Source organism: Bacillus cereus group sp. RP43 (assembly GCF_040459645.1).
GTDB lineage: Bacteria > Bacillota > Bacilli > Bacillales > Bacillaceae_G > Bacillus_A > Bacillus_A mycoides_C.
This window is the reverse complement of sequence record NZ_JARVHQ010000001.1, coordinates 4804275-4828909: the sequence shown is the minus strand read 5'-3', so window position 1 is coordinate 4828909 and position 24635 is coordinate 4804275. Positions and strand designations below refer to the sequence as shown.

The window sequence follows — 24635 nt, the reverse complement described above, 5'->3', positions numbered from 1 at the left end:
CTGAGGATATGTCAAAAGAGATAGCCAAAAAACGTATAGAAGAACTGCGTGATTTGTTAAATACATTTAACTATCAATATCACGTATTAGACAATCCTTCTGTTTCTGATGCGGAATATGACCGTGATATGCAGGAGCTTATAAAATTAGAAGCAGAGAACCCAGAGTTTATGAGTGAAGACTCTCCCTCCATTCGCGTTGGGGGGACTGTTCTTGATATATTTGAAAAGGTAACGCATAAATCACCAATGTTAAGTTTAGGAAATGCGTTTAATGAAGGAGATTTGCGTGATTTTGATCGAAGAGTACGTCAAGGAATTGATGATACGAATGTAAGATATATATGTGAATTAAAAATTGACGGACTTGCTGTTTCACTTCATTATGAAAAAGGACGCTTTATTCAAGGGGCAACACGTGGTGATGGTGTAACGGGTGAAGATATTACCCAAAACTTGAAAACGATTAAAGCAATTCCACTTCGATTAAATGAAGAAGTAACGTTAGAAGCGCGAGGCGAGGCTTATATGCCGAAGCGTTCATTCGTTAAATTAAATGAGGAAAAAGAGCAAAATGGTGAAGATGTATTTGCGAATCCACGTAATGCGGCAGCAGGATCGATACGTCAACTTGATCCGAAAATTGCAGCGAAGCGTAATTTATCTATGTTTGTGTATGGTCTTGCTAATGTAGAAGAAAAAACAATTCCATCCCATAGTGAATCACTGGATTTCTTAGGTGAGCTTGGATTTAAGACGAATCCAAATCGTCGTACATGTGAAACAATTGAAGACGTAATAGCCTATGTAGAAGAGTGGCAAGAAAAACGTCCGCATCTTGATTATGAGATTGACGGAATCGTTATAAAAGTAGATGATGTTGCTATTCAAGAAAGCTTAGGAACTACAGCAAAGAGTCCAAGATGGGCAATAGCTTATAAATTCCCAGCTGAAGAAGTTGTGACGAGATTAACAGGGATTGAATTAAGTGTCGGCCGCACAGGGGTTGTAACACCAACTGCAGAGCTCGAGCCAGTTAGAGTGGCTGGTACTATCGTTCGTCGTGCTTCTTTACATAACGAAGATTTAATTCGTGAAAAAGATATTCGAATTGGTGATTACGTTGTTGTGAAAAAGGCTGGAGATATTATTCCTGAAGTTGTGAACGTTATTTTTGATAAGCGTACTGGTGAGGAAGAAGAATATCATATGCCAACGCATTGTCCAGCATGTGAGAGTGAACTTGTTCGTTTAGAAGAAGAAGTAGCACTTCGATGTATAAACCCGACTTGTCCAGCTCAAATTCGTGAAGGATTAATCCATTTCGTTTCAAGAAATGCAATGAATATTGACGGACTTGGAGAACGTGTAATTACACAACTCTTTGATGCGGATTATATTCGTACGTTTGCTGATTTATATTCATTGACGAAAGAGCAATTATTAGAACTAGAACGTTTCGGTGAAAAATCAGCAACAAATTTAGTCCAAGCAATTGAGAATTCTAAGGAAAACTCATTAGAGCGATTATTATTCGGTCTTGGCATTCGTCATGTCGGTGCGAAAGCCGCACGTACATTTGCTGAGCATTTCGAAACGATGGATGAGCTTGTGAAAGCGACGGAAGAAGAACTAAAAACAATTAATGAGATTGGTGAAAAAATGGCTCAATCCGTTGTAACGTATTTCGATAATGAAGACGTATTAGAGCTATTACAACAATTTAAAGAGTATGGCGTGAACATGGTATACAAAGGTATGAAAGTTGCTGATTTACAAAATGTTGAATCGTACTTTGCAGGAAAAACTGTCGTCTTAACAGGGAAATTAGAAGTTATGGGCCGCAGTGAAGCGAAGAAGAAGATTGAGGCATTAGGTGGAAAAGTAACAGGAAGTGTTAGTAAAAGTACGGATTTAGTTGTTGCTGGTGAAGCTGCTGGTTCGAAATTAGCGCAAGCAGAGAAGCACAATGTTGAAGTTTGGAATGAAGAGAGGTTCTTACAAGAGCTGAATAAGTAAGAGGTGCAAACTTACGATGAAAAAAATAGCGTTAGCGGTATTAAGTCTTAGCCTACTTGTAAGTGGGTGTAGCATGGGTTCCAATAAAGATGAAAAAACAGTTGAGAAATCGGGGAAAGCGAAAGAACAAGCAGTTATCCCGAAATATTCCATTTCGGATGAATATTATAAGACAACGGTTCCATTTAAGCCAGGTGAGGCACGCGGTTTAGTTGTACAAGGTTTAAATAGTCGTCTAGATATAGATGAATTTGAAACAGGACTAATGCGCATTGCCAAGGAATCATTTAGCACGAAAGATTATTTCTTTAAAGGCGGAAAGTTTCTAGAGGCTCAAGATATACAAATGCTTGTAAAAAGAAAGCGTACAGATGCTGAACAAAAAGAGCTAGAGGATAAGTTGAAAAAAGATGCAGTTAAATTTCCAAATATCGGACTGAATCCAGCCTTAAGTGAAGGTTCGGAGTCACTAGAAGTGAAAAATAAAAAACATCCAATGTATATCTCAAACATTTTAGAGCATGATTACTACGTGCAAAAAGGTGGGAACGATGATGAACCTGATGGCGTTGTAATTGGATTAGCGATGAATTCTGTTCAATATTATGAAGAAGAGCATGGGTATCCACGTGAGGCTGCAATCCCAGATGAAAAAATGTTAGCTGAAGGGAAAAGAATGGCACAAGACATCTTGAAAGTCATGCAGCAAAAAAAGCCTGAAATAAAAAATATTCCGGTTACATTTGCAATTTATCGTCAAGGTCCAAAGTCTTCACTTGTGCCAGGGAATTTTGTTTCTTATGCTAAGGTAGAAAAAGGTAGTGAAACGGTCGAGGATTGGAAGCCGATCAATGAGAAATACTATTTATTCCCGTCTGAACAAGCAAAAGCGGATAATAAACGTGAAGACCTTGCAAAGGTGTCAAACTTTAAAGCAAAATTAAGTGAGTATTTCCAAGGCGATTATACAGCTGTTATCGGTACTGGAATGTATAGAGATGATGAATTAAAAGAAATGAAGCTCGATATTCCAGTCCAATTCAATGGAAAAGCTGAAGTAATTGGTTTTACACAATATGTGGCTGGACTTGTTATGGAATACTTCCCCAATTATATGAAAGTACAAGTAACAATTAAATCTGTGGAACGTCCAGAAGCAATTATTATACGTGAAGCGAAGCAAGATGAACCACGTGTGAAAATTTTAGATTAAAGGTGAAAGCTGTTTCTATAAAGGAACAGCTTTTTTTCTTGAGGAATTTTGTTATAATTTTAAATGTTACAAATAAAGGGGTAAGGGGCAAAGTCATGGAAGAACTAAGCTTTCAAGTCATTATTTTATTAATTGCATTCGGGTTTTTAGCTGCTTTTATTGATTCGGTTGTTGGAGGGGGAGGGTTAATTTCGCTTCCTGCACTTATGTTTGTTGGTTTATCACCAGCTTCGGCAATCGCAACGAATAAATTAGCTGCAACGATGGGGACGCTTACGAGTACAATTTATTTTATTCGATCAGGCAAGGTGGATTTTCGGATTGTAGGAAAGTTAATCCCGTTAACTATTATTGGAGCAGTCGCAGGGGCTTTAGTAGTAAAGTTTATTCCGCCTGATATTTTGCGTCCACTAGTGCTCGTAATGTTGGTTTTTATTGCCATTTATATTATTGCGAAAAAAGATTGGGGAAGTGCATCTACCTATAAAAAGATGACAAAAGGGAAAACATTAATGTTTTTCTTTGTTATTTTAATGATAGGGTTTTATGATGGTTTTTTTGGACCAGGGACAGGATCCTTTTTAATTTTTGCATTTTTATTAATTGGTTTGGATTTTATTCAAGCGGCAGCATCTGGAAAACTTTTGAACTTTGTTAGTAATATCGTATCTTTAATTACTTTTTTATTTTTAGATGTGATTCATTTTGAATACGGTATAATTATGGGATTATCAATGATTTTAGGTGCTTATTTTGGATCGAAGTTTGCGGTTCAAAAAGGTGTTGGATATGTAAGGACTTTGTTTTTATTAGTTACTATTTTATTAATCGGGAAAAATGTTTTGGAATATACTCATATTTTGTAGATTCATACGTATGTATGAATCTCTTTTTTTTATTATATTTTAAAAATTTATTAATTTTTAAAATATAAGTCTAGGAATATTTGAATAAATCTAAATTATCGTGTAGAATAATGTTGTAAAATGTAAACGTTTTTCTAAGGGGAGGCTAAAAAAATGGTAGTAGCATACAAACATGAGCCATTTACAGATTTTTCAGTAGAGGCTAACAAATTAGCGTTTGAAGAGGGTTTAAAGAAAGTAGAATCTTATCTTGGACAAGACTATCCATTAATTATCGGGGGAGAAAAAATCACTACAGAAGATAAAATTGTTTCTGTAAACCCTGCAAATAAAGAGGAACTTGTTGGTCGCGTTTCAAAAGCAAGCCGTGAATTAGCTGAAAAAGCAATGCAAGTAGCGGATGCAACATTCCAAACTTGGAGAAAGTCAAAACCAGAAATGCGTGCAGACATTTTATTCCGTGCTGCAGCAATCGTTCGTCGTAGAAAACATGAGTTCTCTGCTATTCTTGTAAAAGAAGCAGGTAAACCATGGAATGAGGCAGATGCTGATACAGCAGAAGCAATCGATTTTATGGAATATTATGCTCGTCAAATGTTGAAATTAAAAGACGGTATTCCAGTAGAAAGCCGTCCAATTGAATATAATCGTTTCTCTTACATTCCATTAGGAGTAGGTGTTATCATTTCTCCTTGGAATTTCCCATTCGCAATTATGGCAGGTATGACAACAGCTGCTTTAGTTTCTGGTAACACAGTATTACTAAAACCAGCTAGTACAACTCCTGTAGTAGCAGCGAAATTTATGGAAGTATTAGAAGAAGCTGGTTTACCAGCTGGCGTAGTAAACTTCGTTCCAGGTAATGGTTCTGAAGTTGGTGACTACTTAGTAGATCACCCTCGTACACGTTTCGTTAGCTTCACTGGATCTCGTGATGTAGGTATTCGTATTTATGAGCGTGCAGCGAAAGTAAACCCAGGCCAAATTTGGTTGAAACGTGTTATCGCTGAAATGGGCGGTAAAGATACAATCGTTGTTGACAAAGAAGCAGATCTTGAATTAGCAGCTAAATCTATCGTTGCATCAGCATTCGGATTCTCAGGACAAAAATGTTCTGCATGTTCTCGTGCAGTAATCCACGAAGATGTATACGATTACGTATTAAATCGTGCTGTTGAATTAACAAAAGAATTAACAGTAGGTAACCCAGATGCAAAAGATATCAACATGGGACCTGTTAATGACCAAGCTGCATTCGATAAAGTAATGAGCTATGTTGCAATTGGTAAAGAAGAAGGTAAAATCGTATCAGGTGGCGAAGGGGACGATTCTAAAGGCTGGTTCATCCAACCAACAATCGTTGCTGACGTTGCAGAAGATGCTCGTTTAATGAAAGAAGAAATCTTCGGACCAGTAGTAGCATTCTGTAAAGCAAAAGATTTTGATCATGCACTTGCAATTGCAAACAATACAGAATACGGTTTAACAGGAGCAGTTGTTACTAACAACCGTGACCATATTGAAAAAGCACGTGAAGACTTCCACGTTGGTAACTTATACTTCAACCGTGGATGTACTGGTGCAATCGTAGGTTACCAACCATTCGGTGGCTTTAACATGTCTGGTACAGACTCTAAAGCTGGTGGCCCTGACTACTTAGCACTTCACATGCAAGCAAAAACTACTTCTGAAACTTTATAAGAAATAGTAGAAGAGATCTTCGCAGTCTGCGAAGATCTCTTTTTTGAAAAACTCTCTATATGTGGATTAAAGCATAAATTGGTCTGCAAATTAATTGTATATTGTCTATTTTATATATGTTTTTTCATTTTCCACTAAGCTAAAATAAAATTAATAAACAATAAATTTTCTAAAGAACTAAAAACAAACCATATATTACCATTCGGTGGTTAGAACTAGCTAAACCCTATTAATATCGGGATAAACATGAAAATAGAAACAAAACAGCGAGAAAAATTGACTTATTAGTCATATTTTTTAGTATTCATTTTTAGAATTTCCTGTATAATACAATTTGAAAGAAAATCTATGGTTAGACAAGAGAACACTCCTTTCGGTTTTGCTCACTGAAAGGAGTGTTTTTTTTAGGTCGCTAAAAACTCTTCTGTACTCATTACATTGGCGTATACTCCATTTAAACTTGCCAAAATTGTATTATGAATATAAACAGCTGGTATAGTAGCATTCTTAAATGAAAGATCTTTTGTAGCACAAGCATCGTGTATTACGGTACAGTGAAGGCCAAAATCAAAAGCAGCTCTTACTGTAGCATCAATACACATATGGGTCATCATCCCGCATATTACGACGTGCTCAATTCCTGAACGTTGTAATTGTTCTAGAAGATCAGTTTCTCGGAAGCTATTTGGATAATGTTTAAGGATAACGGTTTCCTCTCTAAGTGGACGGACATTTTCGTGAATATGGACACCTTCTGTATTGGGTAGGAAAAAAGTAGCGCTATCTTTTATAGCTACATGCTGGATATGAAAAATAGGTTCGTTTCGTATTCTAAAATGTTGTAGTAGCTGACTAGTATATTCACTTGCTTCTACTGGATTACGTAATTCCATCTTTCCATTTGGAAAATAATCATTTTGAATATCGACGAGCAAAAGGGCTGTTTTCATATATTTATCTTCCTCCGATTTCATATTCAAATACTGTTATTCAATTAATAGAGAAGGTTTCCCTTTTTAAAAATATGAGGGTTAAGAATTTTACATAACTTAAAAAATCAATATTGTATTGTGGTTTTTTTATTTGAAAATTTTAATAGAGAAATAATTAATATTTTTCCGAAAAATGTATTGACTCTTATTATTCTGAGTTCTATAATGAGAATTAATTAAATGACAATTAAATCGATACACTCTTATCCAGAGAGGTGGAGGGACTGGCCCTACGATACCTCAGCAACGGGTTTTTTAATACCGTGCTAATTCCAGCAAGCTTAAAGTAAGCTTGGAAGATGAGAAGATGTGAACGAGTACATATAAGTGCTCTCCTTCTTATCTTTTACAAGTGATAAGAAGGAGAGCACTTTTTATTTTACCTCGAAAGCTCTACTTCAAGTTTTACAGCATATAGGAGGGAAGAAAATGATTTCTTTTAACAATGTAAGTAAAGTATATGAATCAGGTGGGCAATCTGTTCATGCGGTGGAGGATGTAACATTATCAGTTGAAAAGGGCGAAATTTTTGGCATTATCGGATTTAGTGGTGCTGGAAAGAGTACGTTATTACGTTTAGTAAATATGTTAGAACGACCAACTGCAGGAACAATTTCAATAGACGATAAAGATATTACAGCATTATCGACGAAGGAGTTACGGAAACTAAGACAAAGAATTGGGATGATTTTTCAAAGCTTTAATCTATTTAATTCAAGAACAGTGTTTGGGAACATTGCTTATCCATTAAGGTTAGCGAAATTGCCGAAGAATGAGATAAAAGAAAGAGTGAATGAACTACTAAAATTTGTTGGTTTGGAAGATAAAGCGAACTATTATCCAGAACAGTTATCAGGTGGGCAAAAGCAGCGTGTTGGGATTGCAAGAGCACTTGCGACATCACCGGATATTCTCATATGTGATGAGGCAACATCAGCTTTAGATCCGGAAACAACAACAGAAATCTTAAATTTATTAAAGAAAGTAAATAGAGAGTACAATTTAACGATTCTACTTATTACACATGAAATGCACGTTGTGAAAGAAATTTGTCATCGTGTAGCTGTTATGGAAAAAGGAAAAGTTATTGAAGAAGGAAAACTGTTTGACGTTTTTACACAGCCAAAAACAAAAACAACTCAAAATTTTGTACGCTCTGTTATTAATGATCATTTACCAGAAAGTGTTCTAGCAAAAATTCAAAACGGGGGCCAGATTTACCGCCTGACTTTTACTGGTGAAGAGACAGGGCAGCCTGTACTATCGTATATTGCGAAAAATTATAACGTTGATGTAAATGTTCTTTACGGAAATATTATTGAACTCCAAAATGTTTTATTTGGAAATCTTCTTGTAGAACTACAAGGTGAACAGAAAGAAATTCAAAAAGCATTACAACATCTAAGACTGCAAGTGCAGCTGAAGGAGGTAGAAGCTCATGCGAGTTGATTGGAGTGTTTTTTGGCCTCGCATATTAGATGCGACAGGGGATACCCTCTTAATGGTAATTGTAACCCTTATATTTGCCACAATACTAGGTATACCTCTAGGTTTACTTTTATATGTAACGCGCAAAGGGAACTTTTTAGAAAATAAATGGGTCTTTTCTATTCTTAATATCGTGATTAATACAATTCGTCCGGTTCCATTCATTATCTTTTTAGTAGCTTTAAGCCCGATAACAAGAAGTGTTATTGGAACGACGATTGGAACAGCAGCAGCAATCTTCCCAATGACGTTAGTTGCTTCAATTGGTATTGCGAGAATGGTTGAAACAAATCTTGTTTCTGTTCCGAAAGGAGTAATTGAAGCAGCACAAGCAATGGGGGCTTCACCGCTTAGAATTGTTTTTGAAATCCTCGTGCCAGAAGCGTTGGCTCCATTAATCTTAGGTGTAACGTTTATGACAGTTGGTTTAATTGAATTTTCAGCAGTTGCTGGGCTTGTCGGTGGTGGCGGTCTTGGTGACTTAGCAATGACATATGGTTATCAACGTTTTGATACATCAGTGATGTTCGTAACGGTTGTTTTACTTATCATTCTCGTACAGATAGCTCAAAATTTAGGAAACTACTTTGCGAAAGTCTTTTTACGCAGATCATAAAAAGGAAGAAGGGAAAAGAAAATGAAGAAAATTTTAGCATTTGCATTATCAGCGATCGTAGGGATTTCAGCGTTAAGCGGCTGCTCAGGTGGAGACACAGGTGCAGGAGCGAAAGAGAAAGTAGTTCGCGTCGGTGTAACTGGAACAGATGGAGACGCTTGGGAAATTTTAAAGAAAAAAGCTGAAAAAGAAGGCATTAAGATTAAACTGGTTGAGTTCTCTGATTACACAACGCCCAACAAAGCGTTAGCTGATGGAGATATTGAACTAAACTCATTCCAGCACATTGCTTTCTTAGAGCAATTTAAAAAAGAGCATAAGTTAGATATTACAGCTGTTGGTACGACGCAAATTGCACCGATGGGCTTATACTCTGAAAAATATAAGAAAGCAAATGACATCCCAGATGGTTCAGAAATTGCTATTCCAAATGATCCAACGAACCAAGCCCGTGCATTAAAACTTCTTGATGCAGCTGGATTATTAAAGCTTAAGAAAGATTTCGGTTTATTTGGAGATCCAAGTGGCATTGCTGAAAATCCGAAGAAGTTAAAGATTACACCGGTTATCGCACAGCAAACACCTCGTGTATTAAAAGATGTAGCAGCTTCAGTTATTAATAACGGTGTTGCTGGTCAAGCTGGATTAGATCCAGCGAAGGATCCAATTTTCTTAGAAGATCCAAATAATGAAAATGCAAAGGCCTATATTAATATTTTCGCAGCTCGTACGAAAGATAAAAATGATCCAACACTGAAAAAAGTAATTGAGTTATACCATTCAAAAGAAGTAACAGATGCAATTAAGAAAGAAACAAATGATGGTTCAATTTCAGTAGATCTTTCACTTGATGAGCTTGAAAAAATCGTAAAATAATTATTGAGTTTAACGACTAACAGTAGGAACCCCTCCGCTGTTAGCTCGTTCAACATATAATCTACTTAACAAACAAAACCCTAATTCTGTACCTTCCAATTTTGTATAACATAGAATCCAATGTTTGTTAAGTAGAGTGATGGACCAGGAGTTTTCCTGGTCTTTTTTTATTAATGAAAGCAGCTAGCGAATAGTAAGGTAATCCAAATTATAATGGGGTAAGAAAATAAGCTGAAAACGAGTGTAATTACGAATTGCTTTTTATGAATTAAGTGTTTTTGTGATGAAAAAAAGAAAATAGAAAAGAGAGTAATGAAAACCGCTGATATTACGCCGGGATTATAGGAGCGATAAATGAAAAACAAAATAATATGTTGAACAGAGTTGAAGAAGATAGCTCCTTGTATAAAGGTAATCCAGTGTATAGAAGATAACACGTTTAGTTGATATAGAAGGATGATAAGTAAGACAAAAGTTGTTAATGCGGAAATTGCAATGAAAAATTGTTGGCTAGTTATAAGATGAATGGAAAATTGATTAGCAAGATATTGTGGCATCTGTAAAGATTCTTCAAGGTTATGAATGAAAAATAGTAAAGGAATGATCCAAAGCATAATAGTGGAATGTTTTTTCAGCAACTTACATCACTCCAATAAAGGTATAGAAAGCCTAAAAAGGCCCTCTATACAAAGATAGTTATTCAATTATAATACTTTTTAAATTACCTTCTTGATGCTCTTGTTCTTTCGGATAAGTAGCTAGCTCCTCCTGTAAAATATTTAGTACTTGCTTAGCTGATTGCCGGATTGGATTTGGCAGCTCTTCTAATATATGCATACCGACTTTTATTTTTGTACGAATTACTCTGCGTAGCAGTTCATCATGCATGCACTACACCCCCAAATCGAATGTTTAGTACATCCTCTTCAAACTTTGCCCCTTGAATAGAAAGGTGTGTTAATGTTTTTGGCAATGTTATGTTTCGTTTAACAGAACCAGCCCGAATGATAAGCTCATCACCTTTTTGATTTAATGAAAGTTCACTTTTGTTTGAGAAGGGAATAGAAAGAACGAAAATATATTCATCGCCATCTTTTTTTACATACTGTGTGCGGCCGTTGAATTTCACTTCAGTAGGGCAAGGGTCAGTTTTAAATAAAGCATTTCCTACACGCTCTAACATAGGCAAACCAACAACTTCTTGTTCAAACATCGGAGCTTCGTAAATGGGAAGTGGCTGAAAACTATCTTGAATTAATGTTTTATATTTCTTTTGTGTATCTTTCCATACCTGAAAATAAGGATCGGTGACAGTGTTAGGGATGACGCGGTTAATCATAATGGCATCTACGTTATAATCGTATAAGTTTAAATACATAAAGCTGCGCTGAGCTTCTTTAATGACCATTTTTTCGGGATTTACAACAACGCGAATGCTTGTTACCTCTCGGTTTGATAAAATATCTCTCATTTCTCCGAGCTGTTCAAGTGTATTTGTTAATTCGTCCATAATATCATCGGTTGGAAGGGGGACACCAAGAAGTGGTTGAGCTACAGGACGAACGACTTTTAAAACTTTTCTTTTAATAGGAAAGAGTTTTTCCATCCACCAGCCGAGCATGTCTGGAAAGCTGAGCATTGCTAAAGTTTCTCCAGTCGGTGCGCAATCAATAATGATGACGTCGTAAGTGCTGTGTTTATAATAATCGAGTACTCGAAGTAAGCTAATTAAATCTTCCATACCAGGAAACATTGTTAATTCTTCTGTTGTAATATCATCAGCTGCTTTGGAAGTGAATAGCAAGGTAATATATTTCTGTAATTTTCCCCAGCCTTTTTCCATTTCATAAATCGTATTAATTTCTTGTGCCCATAAATTTTCACGAATTTCTAATGGTTCAGAAGATAGCTTTATACCAAATGAATCTCCTAAACTATGAGCAGGATCTGTGCTCATTACTAAAGTTTTTAATCCTTGTTTTGCGCTTTGAAGTGCTGTTGCTGCTGAAATGCTAGTTTTTCCTACGCCGCCTTTACCTGTATACAAAATAATTCTCATCATTCTATCCCCTTTGTTTCGGTTATCGAATATTACGAGTGTCGAAGTATTTAAGTGAATAAAAACCCAGTTAGGGCTTTATTCAATCGGAATGTTTTTCATTTTAGGTGTAGAAACCTTTTCTTCTGTTTTTTGCTGTGACGTAGCAATGTGATTCATGATCTTTTGGAAGATTTGTAGTAAGAATGCTTTTTCTTCTTCTGATAGTGCGTCTGTCACTAGGCTAAAGTAATGGGCCGCATTTTGTTTTACTTCTTGAACGAGCATTGCGCCGTTTTCTGTTAAACGAATTAATACAATACGTCGATCGCTTTCATCACGGTATCGTTCAATATACCCCTTTTTTACAAGGCGATTTACAACGCCTGTCGTTGTACTCATCGGTATATCAAGAAGATCAGCAATTTTTGTCATTGTAATATCTGTATTTCGCTCCATCCAAAGTAAACAAAATACTTCTGTCTTGGAAAGTGTTAAATCAAGGCTTACCCATTCTTCAGGATAGAAAAGTTTCTTGGCGTTATCTAGCAGTAAGTCTAAAAAATGTTCATATTGCAACAATTATTTCCACTCCCGTATATTTCGAGGTTCGTAATATTTGTTTTTATTTTATGTGGAATTGAAATAAATGTCAATAATTTTAACTGTTTTTTCGGATTAGACAGAAAACTATCTTTAAAATAATATTTTTTTATGATAGATTTATAAATAGCAAAATAGAATTTACATAAAAATCCATCATGATAAATATATTTATCTATAATGGGTGTACAGCCAACGAGGGGGAGAACGATGAGAAGACGAAATACGCAAGCGTTCACGTTTTTAGCATGGACTTCATTTGTTTGCGCGCTTTCAGGTATGCTAATTGGGATTTATACGCTAGATGAAACGCTTAGTGTAAAAGGATACTATTTAATTGGAACATTATTTCTAACGATGTCTTGTTTTGTATTACAAAAAACAATTCGTGATAATGAAGAAGATAACGAGAGATTTCCGAAAAATAAATCGTTAGATAAAGAGTAAATTGTAAAGAAAGGCATTTGCCTTTCTTTTTTTATGTAAAAATACCGTAAGTGCCGTGTGTTGACTTGCTTGAAGTACTGGAAATTTGGTATCATCAATAGTATTGTAGATTGAACGATATATTATGGAGGTGGCCTAGCCGTGTCAAGAATTTCCGTTGAGAATGTAAAGCACGTAGCACATTTAGCACGTCTTGCAATTACTGATCAAGAAGCAGAAAAATTTCAAAAACAACTAGATGCAATTGTTACATTTGCAGAACAGTTAAATGAATTAGATACAACTGATGTAAAACCAACAACTCATGTATTAACTATGAAAAATGTTATGCGTGAAGATGTACCAGAAAAAGGTTTACCAGTAGAAGAAGTATTAAAAAATGCACCGGATCACAAAGATAATCAAATCCGTGTTCCAGCAGTATTAGAATAGAGGAGGGAATTTCGATGTCATTATTTGATCATTCGGTATCAGAGTTACATAAGAAATTAAACAACAAAGAAATTTCCGTTACGGATTTAGTAGAAGAATCTTACAAACGTATTTCGGATGTTGAAGATAACGTAAAAGCTTTTCTTACATTAGATGAAGAGAATGCCCGCGCGAAAGCGAAAGAATTAGATGCAAAGATTGGTGCTGAGGACAATGGTTTATTATTCGGTATGCCAATCGGTGTAAAAGATAACATTGTAACTAACGGTCTTCGTACAACTTGCGCGAGCAAAATGTTAGCAAACTTCGATCCAATTTACGATGCGACAGTTGTACAAAAGCTAAAAGCTGCTGACACAGTTACAATCGGTAAATTAAATATGGACGAGTTCGCAATGGGTTCTTCAAATGAAAACTCAGGCTTCTACGCTACGAAAAATCCATGGAACTTAGATTACGTTCCAGGCGGATCTAGTGGTGGTTCTGCAGCGGCAGTAGCAGCAGGAGAAGTATTATTCTCTCTAGGTTCTGATACGGGTGGTTCTATCCGTCAGCCAGCTGCATATTGCGGTGTTGTAGGTTTAAAACCAACTTACGGACGCGTATCTCGTTACGGATTAGTAGCATTCGCATCTTCACTTGACCAAATCGGACCGATTACACGTACAGTAGAAGACAATGCATACTTATTACAAGCTATTTCAGGTATTGACCGTATGGATGCAACTTCTGCAAACGTTGAAGTAGGAAACTACTTAGCTGGTTTAACAGGCGACGTTAAAGGTTTACGCATTGCGGTACCAAAAGAATACTTAGGCGAAGGTGTTGGCGAAGAAGCTCGTGAGTCAGTACTAGCTGCGTTAAAAGTATTAGAAGGTATGGGCGCAACTTGGGAAGAAGTATCTCTTCCGCACTCTAAATACGCTCTAGCAACGTATTACTTATTATCTTCTTCTGAAGCATCTGCTAACCTTTCACGCTTTGATGGCGTACGTTACGGTGTTCGTTCTGATAATGTAAATAACTTATTAGATCTTTACAAAAACACACGTAGCGAAGGTTTCGGAGATGAAGTAAAACGTCGTATTATGCTTGGTACATTTGCTCTTAGCTCTGGTTACTATGATGCATATTACAAAAAAGCACAACAAGTACGTACATTAATTAAAAACGACTTTGAAAATGTATTTGCTAACTATGATGTTATTATCGGACCAACAACGCCAACTCCGGCATTTAAAGTGGGCGAAAAAGTGGACGATCCAATGACAATGTATGCAAATGACATTTTAACAATCCCAGTAAACTTAGCAGGTGTTCCAGCGATTTCTGTCCCATGTGGATTCGGTGCTAACAACATGCCACTTGGTCTACAAATCATTGGTAAACACTTCGATGAAACGACAATTTACCGCGTTGCACATGCGTTTGAGCAAGCAACAGACTATCATACAAAAAAAGCAAGTCTGTAAGGAGGCGAGCATAGATGAATTTAGAAACAATTATTGGTTTAGAGGTTCACGTTGAGTTAAAAACAAATTCGAAAATTTTCTCTGCGAGTCCAACAGAATTCGGAGCGGAGCCAAATACACAAACAAGTGTAATTGACTTAGGATACCCAGGGGTACTTCCTACTTTAAATAAGGAAGCAGTTAACTTTGCAATGAAAGCTGCAATGGCATTAAACTGTGAAATCGCAACGGAAACGAAGTTCGACCGTAAAAACTATTTCTATCCAGATAATCCGAAAGCTTACCAAATCTCTCAATTTGATAAGCCAATTGGTGAAAATGGTTGGATTGAAATCGAAGTAGACGGTAAAAAGAAACGTATCGGTATTACACGTCTTCATTTAGAAGAAGATGCTGGTAAATCAACGCATACAGCTGAAGGTTCATTAGTAGACTACAACCGCCAAGGTATGCCTTTAATCGAGATCGTATCTGAGCCAGATATGCGTACTCCAGAAGAAGCATATGCATACTTAGAGAAGTTAAAATCAATCATTCAATATACAGGCGTATCTGATTGTAAGATGGAAGAAGGTTCTCTTCGTTGTGATGCGAATATTTCACTTCGTCCTGTTGGACAAGAGAAATTCGGTACAAAAGCAGAACTGAAAAACTTAAACTCATTCACTTACGTGCAAAAAGGTCTAGAGCATGAGCAAGTGCGCCAAGAAAAAGAACTATTATCTGGCGGTATCATCCAACAAGAAACACGTCGTTATGATGAAGCAACGAAGAAAACGATCTTAATGCGTATAAAAGAAGGATCTGACGATTACCGTTACTTCCCAGAGCCAGACTTAGTTGAACTTTACATCGATGATGAGTGGAAAGAAGAAATTCGTGCTTCGATTCCAGAACTTCCAGATGCACGTAAAGCTCGCTATGTTGCAGAAATTGGCTTGCCAGCTTATGATGCACACGTATTAACATTAACGAAAGAGATGTCTGATTTCTTTGAAGCAGCAATTGAAGATGGAGCAGATGCGAAATTAACATCAAACTGGTTAATGGGTGAAGTGCTTGCATACTTAAACAAACAGCAAAAAGAATTAAAAGACGTTGCATTAACGCCAGCTGGTTTATCTAAAATGGTTCAATTAATTGAAAAAGGTACAATTTCTTCTAAAATCGCGAAGAAAGTATTTAACGAATTAATTGAAAAAGGTGGAGACCCAGAAGAAATCGTTAAAGCGAAAGGTCTTGTTCAAATTTCTGACGAAGGTACACTTCGTAAGGTTGTAACAGAAATTCTTGATAATAATGAGCAATCTATCGAAGACTTTAAAAACGGTAAAGACCGTGCAATTGGCTTCTTAGTTGGTCAAATTATGAAAGCGACAAAAGGACAAGCTAACCCACCGCTTGTTAACAAAATCTTACTTGAAGAGATTAATAAGCGATAAAAATAAAAGAAGAATTCTTATTTTTGAGCGCTAAAATAGTATAGATTCTTAAAGATTAAACAGAAAAAACACCCGTATTTGGGTGTTTTTTCTGAGTTAATCAAACGTTTGTTTAAATGGTGAAAAATAATTTAAATAAACGTTTGATTAACTGTCAAAGGTGAAAAAATGTTTGTATAGCAACTATGGTATGATAGTTGCAAAAAGGTGGGAATAATGATAAATCTAGACATAGAGGTTTTTTTCATCTCATGAAATAATAGATAATTATTATTCGTTATATGTAAATTGTTGTGAGGAAATAGATGGACATAAATTTTTTTGTCAAATAAAACAAAACCATTGAAAATGAATATTTACTTTTGATGGGCTACACGAATCGGGTTCTTACTGCCTGTTTGAGCGAGATAAAAGAAGGATAGGAAGATGAGAGGAGGTAGGCATGGGAATACTGAATAGATGTTCGGTATGTTCTTTTTCGATACATAAAGAAATTTCCTGTGCTAATAAATGATGAAGCGAGCAAGAATTATTTATAACCCTACTTCTGGACGCGAGTTATTTAAGAAGAGCTTACCAGAAGTATTACAAAAATTAGAACAAGCTGGATATGAAGCATCTTGTCATGCGACAACTGGTCCTGGAGATGCAACTGTGGCGGCGAGGCAAGCTGCGGATCGTAAGTTTGATGTTGTTATCGCAGCTGGTGGTGATGGTACATTAAATGAAGTGGTGAACGGTTTAGTAGGACATGAACATCGTCCGAAGTTTGGAATTATTCCAGTTGGAACGACAAATGATTTTGCGCGTGCGATCGGTGTACCTCGTGCTATTGAAGAGGCTGCGGATATTATTTGTGAAGGGAAAACAGTTCCGTTAGATCTTGGTAGAGCGAATGATACATATTTCATTAATATCGCTGGTGGCGGCCGTATTACAGAATTAACATATGAAGTGCCAAGTAAGCTGAAAACAGTATTAGGTCAACTTGCTTACTATTTAAAAGGAATCGAAATGTTACCATCATTACATCCAACATATGTTGAAATCGAGTATGATGGGAAGCTACTACAAGAAGAAATTACGATGTTTTTAATTACAAATACTCGTTCAGTTGGTGGATTTGAAAAGGTAGCACCATATGCGTCTATTAACGATGGATTATTTGATTTATTAGTGCTGAAAAAAGGTTCTATCGCTGATTTAATTAAAGCAGCAACACAAGCGCAGCGTGGGGAACATATTAACAATCCAAAAGTGCTATATACACAAGCGAATCGAATTAAAGTGCATTCACCAGATAAACTAATGATCAACTTAGATGGCGAATATGGCGGAGACGCACCGATGGAATTTGAAAATATATATCATTGTCTGGAACTATTTGTTCCTGAACAGCAAGAGGATGCCTTGTAAAGGCATCCTTTTTTGCTTTTACGAGAATAAGACTTCCCCCGCTGATTAAAGTTTCACTTTATACAGATGAATTGTAAATTGGAAGTTAGTTTGATTTTTATGGTATTTTTACAATCCGTTTATTTTTTATCCATATTTTATTGATACACTGGAAGAGATAAGAAATGAGAGGTAGGGTGCTATGGAGAAGGTAAAAGCAATACTATTTGATAAAGATGGGACATTAATGGATTTTCATTCGATTTGGATAAAAGTAGCTGAAGAGCTTGTTGCAGAATGTATAAATTTATATCAATTACCAGAATCAATGCAGCAGGCTTTATTAAAAGAGATTGGCGTAGACGGAGCATTTGTTCATCCGCGTAGTGCGCTCGCTGCTGGAACGAGTCTTGATGTGGCAAAGGGGCTTTGTAAGTATATTGCATCATCTAGAGAAGAAGAGATGCATCAATGGGTGAGCGAAAAGTTGTTTGCTCTTATGTACGAGCATCGTTCACATATGAGAATGACGGCAGATTTACCGAAAGTTTTACAAGCGTTAAAGGATAGAGGGGTTATTCTAGGCGTCGTTACAGCTGATGATTTCGCGCCGACAGAATTATTTTTAAAGCAATATCAATTGGAAGACTTTTTTGATTGTGTTATAGCTTCAGATACATTTCCAGCACAGAAGCCAGATAAAAAAATTGTAGAATCGTTTTGTGAGAGATTTAATTTAGAGACATGTGAAGTAGCAGTCATCGGAGATACACCGACGGATTTACATTTAGCGAAAAATGGTGGCGACTGCTATGCAATTGGCGTACTATCTGGTACGGGTAATCGTCAAACGTTAGAACCACTTGCAGATTTAGTATTACAATCTGTTGAAGATTTAATTTCTCATTCAGGTGAGTTTATTTGGGAACAAGGAAAGTCTAATGTATAAATGAATAAGTCTATAAGGACTCTATATGAGTCTTTATAGACTTATTTTTTATGCCGAGATATTAAGAGAATGGGATGAATACTAGAAAGAAGAAGTTGGCATACATCTTGCAATATAAAGAGAAAACATTGTATAGAAAAGGATGGGGTACACAATGAACGCAAAAAAATTTGCTAAAGTAAATGAACAAATTCCAGGACCGAAAGCAGCGTCTTTATTAGAACGCCGCCAAAATATAGTACCAAAAGGAGTAAGTAATGGTATTCCAACATTTGTACAGTCTGCAAATGGTGCACTCGTAACAGATGTGGATGGAAATCAGTACATTGATTTCGCAGGAGCAATTGGGACAATTAATGTAGGACACTGTCATCCAGCTGTTAAAGAAGCGCTTCATAAACAAGTAAATCAATATATTCATACTGGATTTAATGTGATGATGTATGAGCCGTATATTGAATTAGCGGAAAAGCTTGCCGCATTAGCACCAGGTAATTTCGATAAACAAGTGCTGTTTTTAAATAGTGGGGCAGAAGCAGTTGAAAATGCAGTGAAGATTGCTCGTAAATATACGAAGAGACCTGGAATTATCGCATTTTCTAAAGGGTTTCATGGACGTACATTAATGACAATGACGATGACAAGTAAAGTAAAACCATATAAATTTGGATTTGGTCCATTTGCTCCAGAAGTATATAAAGCGCCATTCCCATATGAATACCGTCGCCCAGAAGGGTTAACAGAAGAGCAGTATGATGATTTTATCATTGAAGAGTTTAAGAACTTCTTCATATCAGAAGTAGCACCAGAAACAATTGCAGCCGTTGTAATGGAACCTGTTCAAGGGGAAGGCGGATTTATCGTTCCAAGTAAGAAATTTGTTCAAGAAGTACGTAGTATGTGTTCAGAGCACGGTATTTTATTTGTAGCTGATGAAATTCAAACAGGCTTTAGTCGTACTGGAAAATACTTTGCAATTGATCATTATGATGTCGTTCCAGACTTAATTACGGTATCTAAATCATTAGGTGCTGGTGTACCGATAAGTGGTGTCATTGGACGTAAAGAAATTATGAATGAGTCTGCACCGGGGGAACTGGGCGGAACTTATGCAGGAAGCCCACTAGGATGTGCGGCTGCATTAGCTGTGCTTGATGTAATAGAAAAAGAGAAATTAAATGATAGAGCGATAGAAATAGGGAAAGTCGTAATGAACCGATTCCAAGAGATGAAAAACAAATATAATTGCATCGGTGATGTGCGCGGCTTAGGGGCAATGTGTGCATTCGAGCTCGTTCAAGATCGCAAGACGAAAGCGCCTGATAAAACATTAGCGTCTAATTTATGTGCAGAAGCAAATAAACGGGGATTACTTCTACTATCAGCAGGAACATATGGAAATGTTATTCGCGTGTTAATGCCATTAGTTATTACAGATGAGCAACTTGAGGAAGGTTTAACAATAATTGAAGAATCATTGCAAGCTTGTTATGAGCAAGCAAATATCGCTCGCGTTTAAAAACTGAATTATAAATCGCAAACATTCTAGCTTACTCTATATAAAATGCAGAAAATTCACTTTATAATAAAGGTAGTAAAGTGAATCGATGGATATGAAGTAGGGAGTGGCTAGGATGGTTGCAGAAAAGGAACGAGTGTTGATGGATTTACAAGATGTATTTGAATATGCATTTGACGAAATTTTTGTTACAGATGATAAAGGAATCGTTGTGCGTGTAAATAGTATGTGTGAAAGACATTACCAACTCTCTGCTAAGGAATTAGTAGGAAAGCATGTAAAAGAACTACAGAAAGAAGGAATTTTTTATCCGTCTGCAACATTAGAAGTAATTGAAAAGAAAAGGCCGGTTGAACTTGTTCAAACAACAAAATCAGGAGAGTATTTGCATGTTCGTACAAGACCTGTTTTTGATGATGAAGGAAATTTAAGAAGAGTGATTAGTTATTCTCGTGATCTTACAGAACTCTATCAATTACGTCAAAAGGTAGAGGAGATGGATAATCAGTTAAAAACATATAAAAAAGAATTAAGAGAAACATATGAACACGAAGGTCTTATTTTTAAAAGTAGCGCTATGCAAAAAATAGTCGAAACAATAAAAAAAGTATCTGTAGTAGATAGTACAGTTCTCGTTTTAGGTGAGACTGGAGTGGGGAAAAGCCGATTAGTACGTCATTTACATGAAGTAAGTCACCGGAAGAATGAAAGTTTCTATGAAATTAATTGTGCGGCATTACCGACGAATTTAATTGAATCAGAGCTTTTTGGATATTCAGGTGGGTCTTTTACAGGTGCAAATCGTGAAGGGAAAAAGGGATTACTAGAATCAGCGCATAAAGGAACTCTTTTCTTAGATGAAATTGGTGAAATGCCGCTTGAAATTCAAGCGAAGCTTTTGCAAGTATTGCAAGAAAAAACTTTTCGCCCTATAGGCGGAAGAGAATTAAAAAAGGTGGACGTTAGAATTGTAGCGGCAACAAATAGAGATTTAAGTACGATGGTGAAACAAGGAACATTCCGGAAAGATTTATACTATCGTCTGAATGTCATTCCAATTTCAATTCCGCCACTTCGGGAGAGAACAGAAGATATTTTGCCGCTTATCTATCATTATTTACAGCATTTTAATAAAAAGTACGGACGTGATGTAAAGTTAGCTCCTAGTACGTTACAAATGTTTGTAGGGTACCCTTGGGAAGGAAATAATAGAGAGATTGAAAATGTAATTGAACGAATTGTTATCACTGCAGATGATTTTGTAATGGTAGAAGATTTGCCACTATCTATGCAAGAGGCAACAGTTGAACAATCCGGACAAAGTCTTTATAGAATGCTGGAAGAGGTAGAGAGAAATATTATTCTTAAAGCGTATAAAACGTATGGATCAAGTTATAAAGTGGCTGAGTTTTTGCAAATAAGTCAATCTGCTGCTACTAGGAAAATTAAGAAGTTTATAGAGGAGGAAGAAAACATTGGATAAAAAAGCGACGTTCGTAAACTTAGAGAAAAAAGCGATGTATATAAATGGTGAGTGGATTACACTGCCAGAACAAATCGAAGTAAATAATCCAGCGACAAAGGAAGTATTTGCAACGGTACCAAAGGGCGGGATTACAGAGGCAAAGCAAGCAGTTGATGCTGCACACGAGGCTTTTAAATTATGGTCAAAATTAACGGCAGCGGATCGTGCAGTAAAGTTAAAAAAGTGGTTCACACTCATTGATGAAAATAAAGAAGAAATTGCAGCAATCATGACGAGAGAGCAAGGGAAGCCGTTTGCAGAAGCACTTGGTGAAGTGAATTATGCAAATAGTTTTGTTGAATGGTACGCAGAAGAAGGAAAGAGAATATACGGTGAAATGATTCCTGCTTCTCATCCGAATAAGCGCATTTTAGTTATGAAGCAACCAGTTGGGGTTATGGCAGCTATTACACCGTGGAACTTCCCAGCCGCTATGATTACGAGAAAGGTAGCACCGGCGCTTGCAGCAGGTTGTACGGCAGTTGTGAAACCAGCGAGTCAAACGCCATTAACTGCATTGAAGTTAGTTGAATTAGCACATGAAGCAGACATTCCAAAAGGTGTAATAAATATTGTAACAGGTAGTGCAAAAGCAATTGCTGATACGTGGATGGAAGATGAGCGCGTTCGAAAAGTTTCCTTTACAGGATCAACTGAAATTGGGAAAGAATTAATGGCTAGCGCTGCGCAAACGATGAAAAAGGTTTCGCTTGAATTAGGTGGTCACGCTCCATTTATTGTTATGAATGATGCTGATTTAGATAAGGCGGTAGAAGCGGTAATCGGTTCGAAATTCCGTAACGCAGGACAAACGTGTATATGTACAAACCGCGTCTTTGTTCAAGAAGAAGTGTACGAAGAATTTGCAGAGAAGTTCACAAAAGCTGTAGAGCAACTTAAAGTTGGAGACGGATTCGGTGAAGGAACAACTGTAGGTCCACTTATTGATGCGAATGCAATTTCGAAAGTACTAGAACATATTGAAGATGCAATTCAAAAGGGCGGAGAAGTTTTATATGGTGGCCATAAATTTGCAGAGTTAGATGGATATTTCATTCAGCCAACAGTAATTGGATTGGCAAATGACACGATGCTTTGTATGAATGAAGAAACATTTGGTCCAGTTGCACCAGTTGCTAAATTTAAAACAGTTGAAGAAGTAATCGAACGTGCAAATAATACACCATATGGCTTGGCTGCTTATATTTTCACAAAAGATATTAGTCAAGCATTCCAAATTAGTGAAGCGTTAGAGTACGGAATTATCGGCTTAAACGATGGCCTTCCATCAGTTGCACAAGCACCATTTGGAGGCTTTAAAGAAAGTGGTATCGGCCGTGAAGGAGGCCATTTTGGCATCGAGGAATATTTAGAAATTAAATATATTTCGTTAGGACTATAAGTAGTATACTAGAATCTCTATAAGGTAACAGAGAAGGAGATTCTAGTATGGTATATTGGCTATTATTACTTGTAACAATTATTTTTGAAGTAGCTGGAACGATTGCGATGAAGTTATCGAACGGTTTAACAAAGCTTGTTCCAAGTGTACTTATTTTCGTATTCTATGGAATTTGTTTCAGTGTGTTTGCTATCGTTGTTAAAAAGATTCATTTAAGCATTGCTTATGCAATTTGGTCTGGTGTGGGAACACTACTTATCACAATCATTAGTGTGTACTTTTTTAAAGAGCATATCAATTTATTCCAAGCATTTTGTATTCTCTTTATTGTTTTAGGAGTAATTGGACTGAAAGTATCATCAGCATCATAAAAGGCTATCTTCCGGCGTGGAAGATAGCCTTTTATTTTTATTAAAACGCCCAATTTCCTTTACGGAAGATCGGTTCATGCTTACCATCAGCTGTAATACCGTCGATATCAAGCTCAGCTGAACCAATCATGAAGTCTTCGTGTGTAATACTAGCGTTTGCACCATTTTCAGCAAGTTCTTCTTTCGTCATTGTTTTCCCGCCATCTAAGTTAAATGCATAAGCATTTCCAATTGCAAGGTGACAAGATGCGTTTTCGTCAAATAGTGTATTGTAGAATAAAATATTTGTGTTTGAAATTGGTGAATCATGAGGTACTAATGCTACTTCTCCTAAGAAGTGAGAACCTTCATCTGTTTCGACTAAATGTTTTAATGCTTCCTCACCAACGTCTGCCTTATAGCCTACGATACGTCCGTTTTCAAATGTTAATGTAAAGTTATCGATAATATTACCTGCAAATGCTAACGGTTTTGTGCTAGACACTTGGCCGTTTACACCTGTTTTAAGTGGCATTGTAAATACTTCTTCAGTTGGGATATTAGCCATAAATGGTACGTTCTTTTCATTTAGGCTACCAGCACCAGCCCATACATGCTTTTCTGGAAGTTCGATTGTTAAGTCTGTTCCAGGACCTGTATAGTGAAGAGCTTTATAATGTTTTTCGTTTAAGTAATCTACTTTTGTATGTAGTGTTTCATCATGTTCTTTCCATGCTTCCACAGGATTTTCTAAATCAGCACGAGTTGCTTTGAAGATAGCATCCCATAGTTTTGTTTCTTGTTCTTCTGGCGCTACATCAGGGAATACTTTTGCAGCCCATTCTTTCGTAGGAACAGAAATTACACACCAGCTTACTTTATCTGCTTGTACATAATCACGGTATACTTTCATCGCTTCTCCAGCTACTTTATGAGCAGTTGCAATTTTCTTTGGTTCTACACCTTTTAATAAATCAGGATTTTCTGCATAGATGGACATAAATGCAGCGCCTTCTTTTGCTAATTCTTCACGAGTATTTGCTTTCCAAGAAGGGAATTCAGAGAAAGCTTCTTCAGGAGCTAGATCGAACTTTAAGCGTGTTAACGTCTCATCATTCCAATCAACATATACGTGTTTTGCACCAGATTTATATGCTTTTTCTGTCACAAGACGTACGAACGGTGCAGCTTCTAGAGGTGCACTAATTGATAAAGTTTGTCCGGGTTGAATATTAACACCAACATTGACTGCCAGGGCAGCATATTTCTCTAACGTTTGTTCAAATGACAT

The 24635-nt window shown here is 36.6% G+C and carries 23 protein-coding genes and 1 riboswitch; of the genes, 17 read left to right on the top strand and 6 right to left on the bottom strand.

Going from position 1 to position 24635, the window contains the following annotated elements; all coding sequences use genetic code 11:
• Positions 1-8: 8 nt before the first annotated feature.
• From ligA to pruA, 4 genes are all read left to right on the top strand, one after another.
• Positions 9-2018 (top strand): NAD-dependent DNA ligase LigA, encoded by a 2010-nt coding sequence (gene ligA, locus QCI75_RS25025; RefSeq protein ID WP_353761376.1) that lies wholly within the window; start codon positions 9-11, stop codon positions 2016-2018.
• A 16-nt stretch (positions 2019-2034) separates the two neighbouring features.
• The gene (locus tag QCI75_RS25020; RefSeq protein ID WP_144504602.1) at positions 2035-3231 is read left to right on the top strand and encodes a CamS family sex pheromone protein; all 1197 of its coding nucleotides are present in this window, start codon (positions 2035-2037) and stop codon (positions 3229-3231) included.
• 95 nt (positions 3232-3326) lie between these two features.
• Positions 3327-4097 carry a TSUP family transporter gene (locus QCI75_RS25015; protein WP_016128243.1) on the top strand — a complete coding sequence of 257 codons (771 nt, stop codon included), beginning with the start codon at positions 3327-3329 and terminating at the stop codon, positions 4095-4097.
• A 153-nt stretch (positions 4098-4250) separates the two neighbouring features.
• Positions 4251-5798, top strand: a complete 1548-nt coding sequence (gene pruA / locus QCI75_RS25010) for an L-glutamate gamma-semialdehyde dehydrogenase (RefSeq protein WP_289357946.1) — start codon at positions 4251-4253, stop codon at positions 5796-5798.
• Between the two features lie 404 nt (positions 5799-6202).
• Here pruA and QCI75_RS25005 read toward each other — a convergent pair whose 3' ends face one another.
• Positions 6203-6748 (bottom strand): cysteine hydrolase family protein, encoded by a 546-nt coding sequence (locus QCI75_RS25005; RefSeq protein ID WP_144504600.1) that lies wholly within the window; start codon positions 6746-6748, stop codon positions 6203-6205.
• Between the two features lie 242 nt (positions 6749-6990).
• Positions 6991-7096: riboswitch (SAM riboswitch) on the top strand.
• Between the two features lie 123 nt (positions 7097-7219).
• Here QCI75_RS25005 and QCI75_RS25000 point away from each other — a divergent pair.
• Genes QCI75_RS25000 through QCI75_RS24990 form a run of 3 tightly spaced genes read left to right on the top strand, consistent with a single transcriptional unit; the run spans position 7220 to position 9770 of the window.
• Positions 7220-8239: a methionine ABC transporter ATP-binding protein gene (locus tag QCI75_RS25000; protein ID WP_144504598.1), complete on the top strand. Its 1020-nt coding sequence runs from the start codon at positions 7220-7222 to the stop codon at positions 8237-8239.
• Positions 8229-8894 carry a methionine ABC transporter permease gene (locus tag QCI75_RS24995; protein ID WP_144504596.1) on the top strand — a complete coding sequence of 222 codons (666 nt, stop codon included), beginning with the start codon at positions 8229-8231 and terminating at the stop codon, positions 8892-8894. The genes QCI75_RS25000 and QCI75_RS24995 overlap by 11 nt, the downstream gene beginning before the upstream one ends.
• A gap of 21 nt (positions 8895-8915) precedes the next feature.
• Positions 8916-9770, top strand: a complete 855-nt coding sequence (locus tag QCI75_RS24990) for a MetQ/NlpA family ABC transporter substrate-binding protein (protein WP_144504594.1) — start codon at positions 8916-8918, stop codon at positions 9768-9770.
• A gap of 170 nt (positions 9771-9940) precedes the next feature.
• On the opposite strand, the gene QCI75_RS24985 is transcribed toward QCI75_RS24990, so the two are convergent.
• The 4 genes from QCI75_RS24985 to QCI75_RS24970 form a co-directional block, all read right to left on the bottom strand.
• Positions 9941-10405 (bottom strand): HXXEE domain-containing protein, encoded by a 465-nt coding sequence (locus QCI75_RS24985; protein WP_353761572.1) that lies wholly within the window; start codon positions 10403-10405, stop codon positions 9941-9943.
• Positions 10406-10466: 61 nt separating this feature from the next.
• A complete protein-coding gene (locus tag QCI75_RS24980; RefSeq protein ID WP_144504592.1) occupies positions 10467-10658 on the bottom strand; it encodes a DUF3926 domain-containing protein in 192 nt (63 codons plus the stop codon).
• On the bottom strand, positions 10651-11832 hold the full coding sequence (locus QCI75_RS24975; RefSeq protein WP_186320840.1) for an ArsA family ATPase: 1182 nt from the start codon (positions 11830-11832) through the stop codon (positions 10651-10653). The genes QCI75_RS24980 and QCI75_RS24975 overlap by 8 nt, the downstream gene beginning before the upstream one ends.
• A 75-nt stretch (positions 11833-11907) precedes the next feature.
• On the bottom strand, positions 11908-12390 hold the full coding sequence (locus tag QCI75_RS24970) for a MarR family winged helix-turn-helix transcriptional regulator (RefSeq protein WP_002115637.1): 483 nt from the start codon (positions 12388-12390) through the stop codon (positions 11908-11910).
• A gap of 231 nt (positions 12391-12621) precedes the next feature.
• Between QCI75_RS24970 and QCI75_RS24965 the strand changes: the two genes are divergently transcribed.
• The 10 genes from QCI75_RS24965 (at position 12622) to QCI75_RS24920 (ending at position 23365) form a co-directional block, all read left to right on the top strand.
• The gene (locus QCI75_RS24965) at positions 12622-12858 is read left to right on the top strand and encodes a YiaA/YiaB family inner membrane protein (protein WP_002029490.1); all 237 of its coding nucleotides are present in this window, start codon (positions 12622-12624) and stop codon (positions 12856-12858) included.
• Positions 12859-12999: 141 nt separating this feature from the next.
• A complete protein-coding gene (gene gatC / locus QCI75_RS24960) occupies positions 13000-13290 on the top strand; it encodes an Asp-tRNA(Asn)/Glu-tRNA(Gln) amidotransferase subunit GatC (protein ID WP_000086999.1) in 291 nt (96 codons plus the stop codon).
• Between the two features lie 14 nt (positions 13291-13304).
• Positions 13305-14762 (top strand): Asp-tRNA(Asn)/Glu-tRNA(Gln) amidotransferase subunit GatA, encoded by a 1458-nt coding sequence (gatA, locus tag QCI75_RS24955; RefSeq protein ID WP_002139408.1) that lies wholly within the window; start codon positions 13305-13307, stop codon positions 14760-14762.
• A gap of 14 nt (positions 14763-14776) precedes the next feature.
• Positions 14777-16204 (top strand): Asp-tRNA(Asn)/Glu-tRNA(Gln) amidotransferase subunit GatB, encoded by a 1428-nt coding sequence (gene gatB, locus QCI75_RS24950; protein WP_144504588.1) that lies wholly within the window; start codon positions 14777-14779, stop codon positions 16202-16204.
• A 510-nt stretch (positions 16205-16714) separates the two neighbouring features.
• On the top strand, positions 16715-17620 hold the full coding sequence (locus QCI75_RS24945; RefSeq protein ID WP_000977669.1) for a diacylglycerol kinase: 906 nt from the start codon (positions 16715-16717) through the stop codon (positions 17618-17620).
• Between the two features lie 181 nt (positions 17621-17801).
• Complete coding sequence (locus tag QCI75_RS24940) at positions 17802-18548, top strand: HAD family hydrolase (RefSeq protein WP_353761372.1); 747 nt, start codon at positions 17802-17804, stop codon at positions 18546-18548.
• A gap of 154 nt (positions 18549-18702) precedes the next feature.
• Positions 18703-20067 (top strand): 4-aminobutyrate--2-oxoglutarate transaminase, encoded by a 1365-nt coding sequence (gene gabT / locus QCI75_RS24935; RefSeq protein ID WP_353761370.1) that lies wholly within the window; start codon positions 18703-18705, stop codon positions 20065-20067.
• Between the two features lie 115 nt (positions 20068-20182).
• A complete protein-coding gene (locus tag QCI75_RS24930; RefSeq protein WP_144504582.1) occupies positions 20183-21550 on the top strand; it encodes a sigma-54 interaction domain-containing protein in 1368 nt (455 codons plus the stop codon).
• Positions 21543-22994: an NADP-dependent succinate-semialdehyde dehydrogenase gene (gabD, locus tag QCI75_RS24925; RefSeq protein ID WP_144504580.1), complete on the top strand. Its 1452-nt coding sequence runs from the start codon at positions 21543-21545 to the stop codon at positions 22992-22994. Before QCI75_RS24930 ends, gabD begins: the two co-directional genes overlap by 8 nt.
• Positions 22995-23041: 47 nt before the next feature.
• Positions 23042-23365: a DMT family transporter gene (locus tag QCI75_RS24920; RefSeq protein WP_000263259.1), complete on the top strand. Its 324-nt coding sequence runs from the start codon at positions 23042-23044 to the stop codon at positions 23363-23365.
• A 40-nt stretch (positions 23366-23405) separates the two neighbouring features.
• Here the strand turns inward: QCI75_RS24920 and QCI75_RS24915 are convergent, their stop codons facing one another.
• Positions 23406-24635 carry an aminopeptidase gene (locus QCI75_RS24915; RefSeq protein WP_144504578.1) on the bottom strand — a complete coding sequence of 410 codons (1230 nt, stop codon included), beginning with the start codon at positions 24633-24635 and terminating at the stop codon, positions 23406-23408.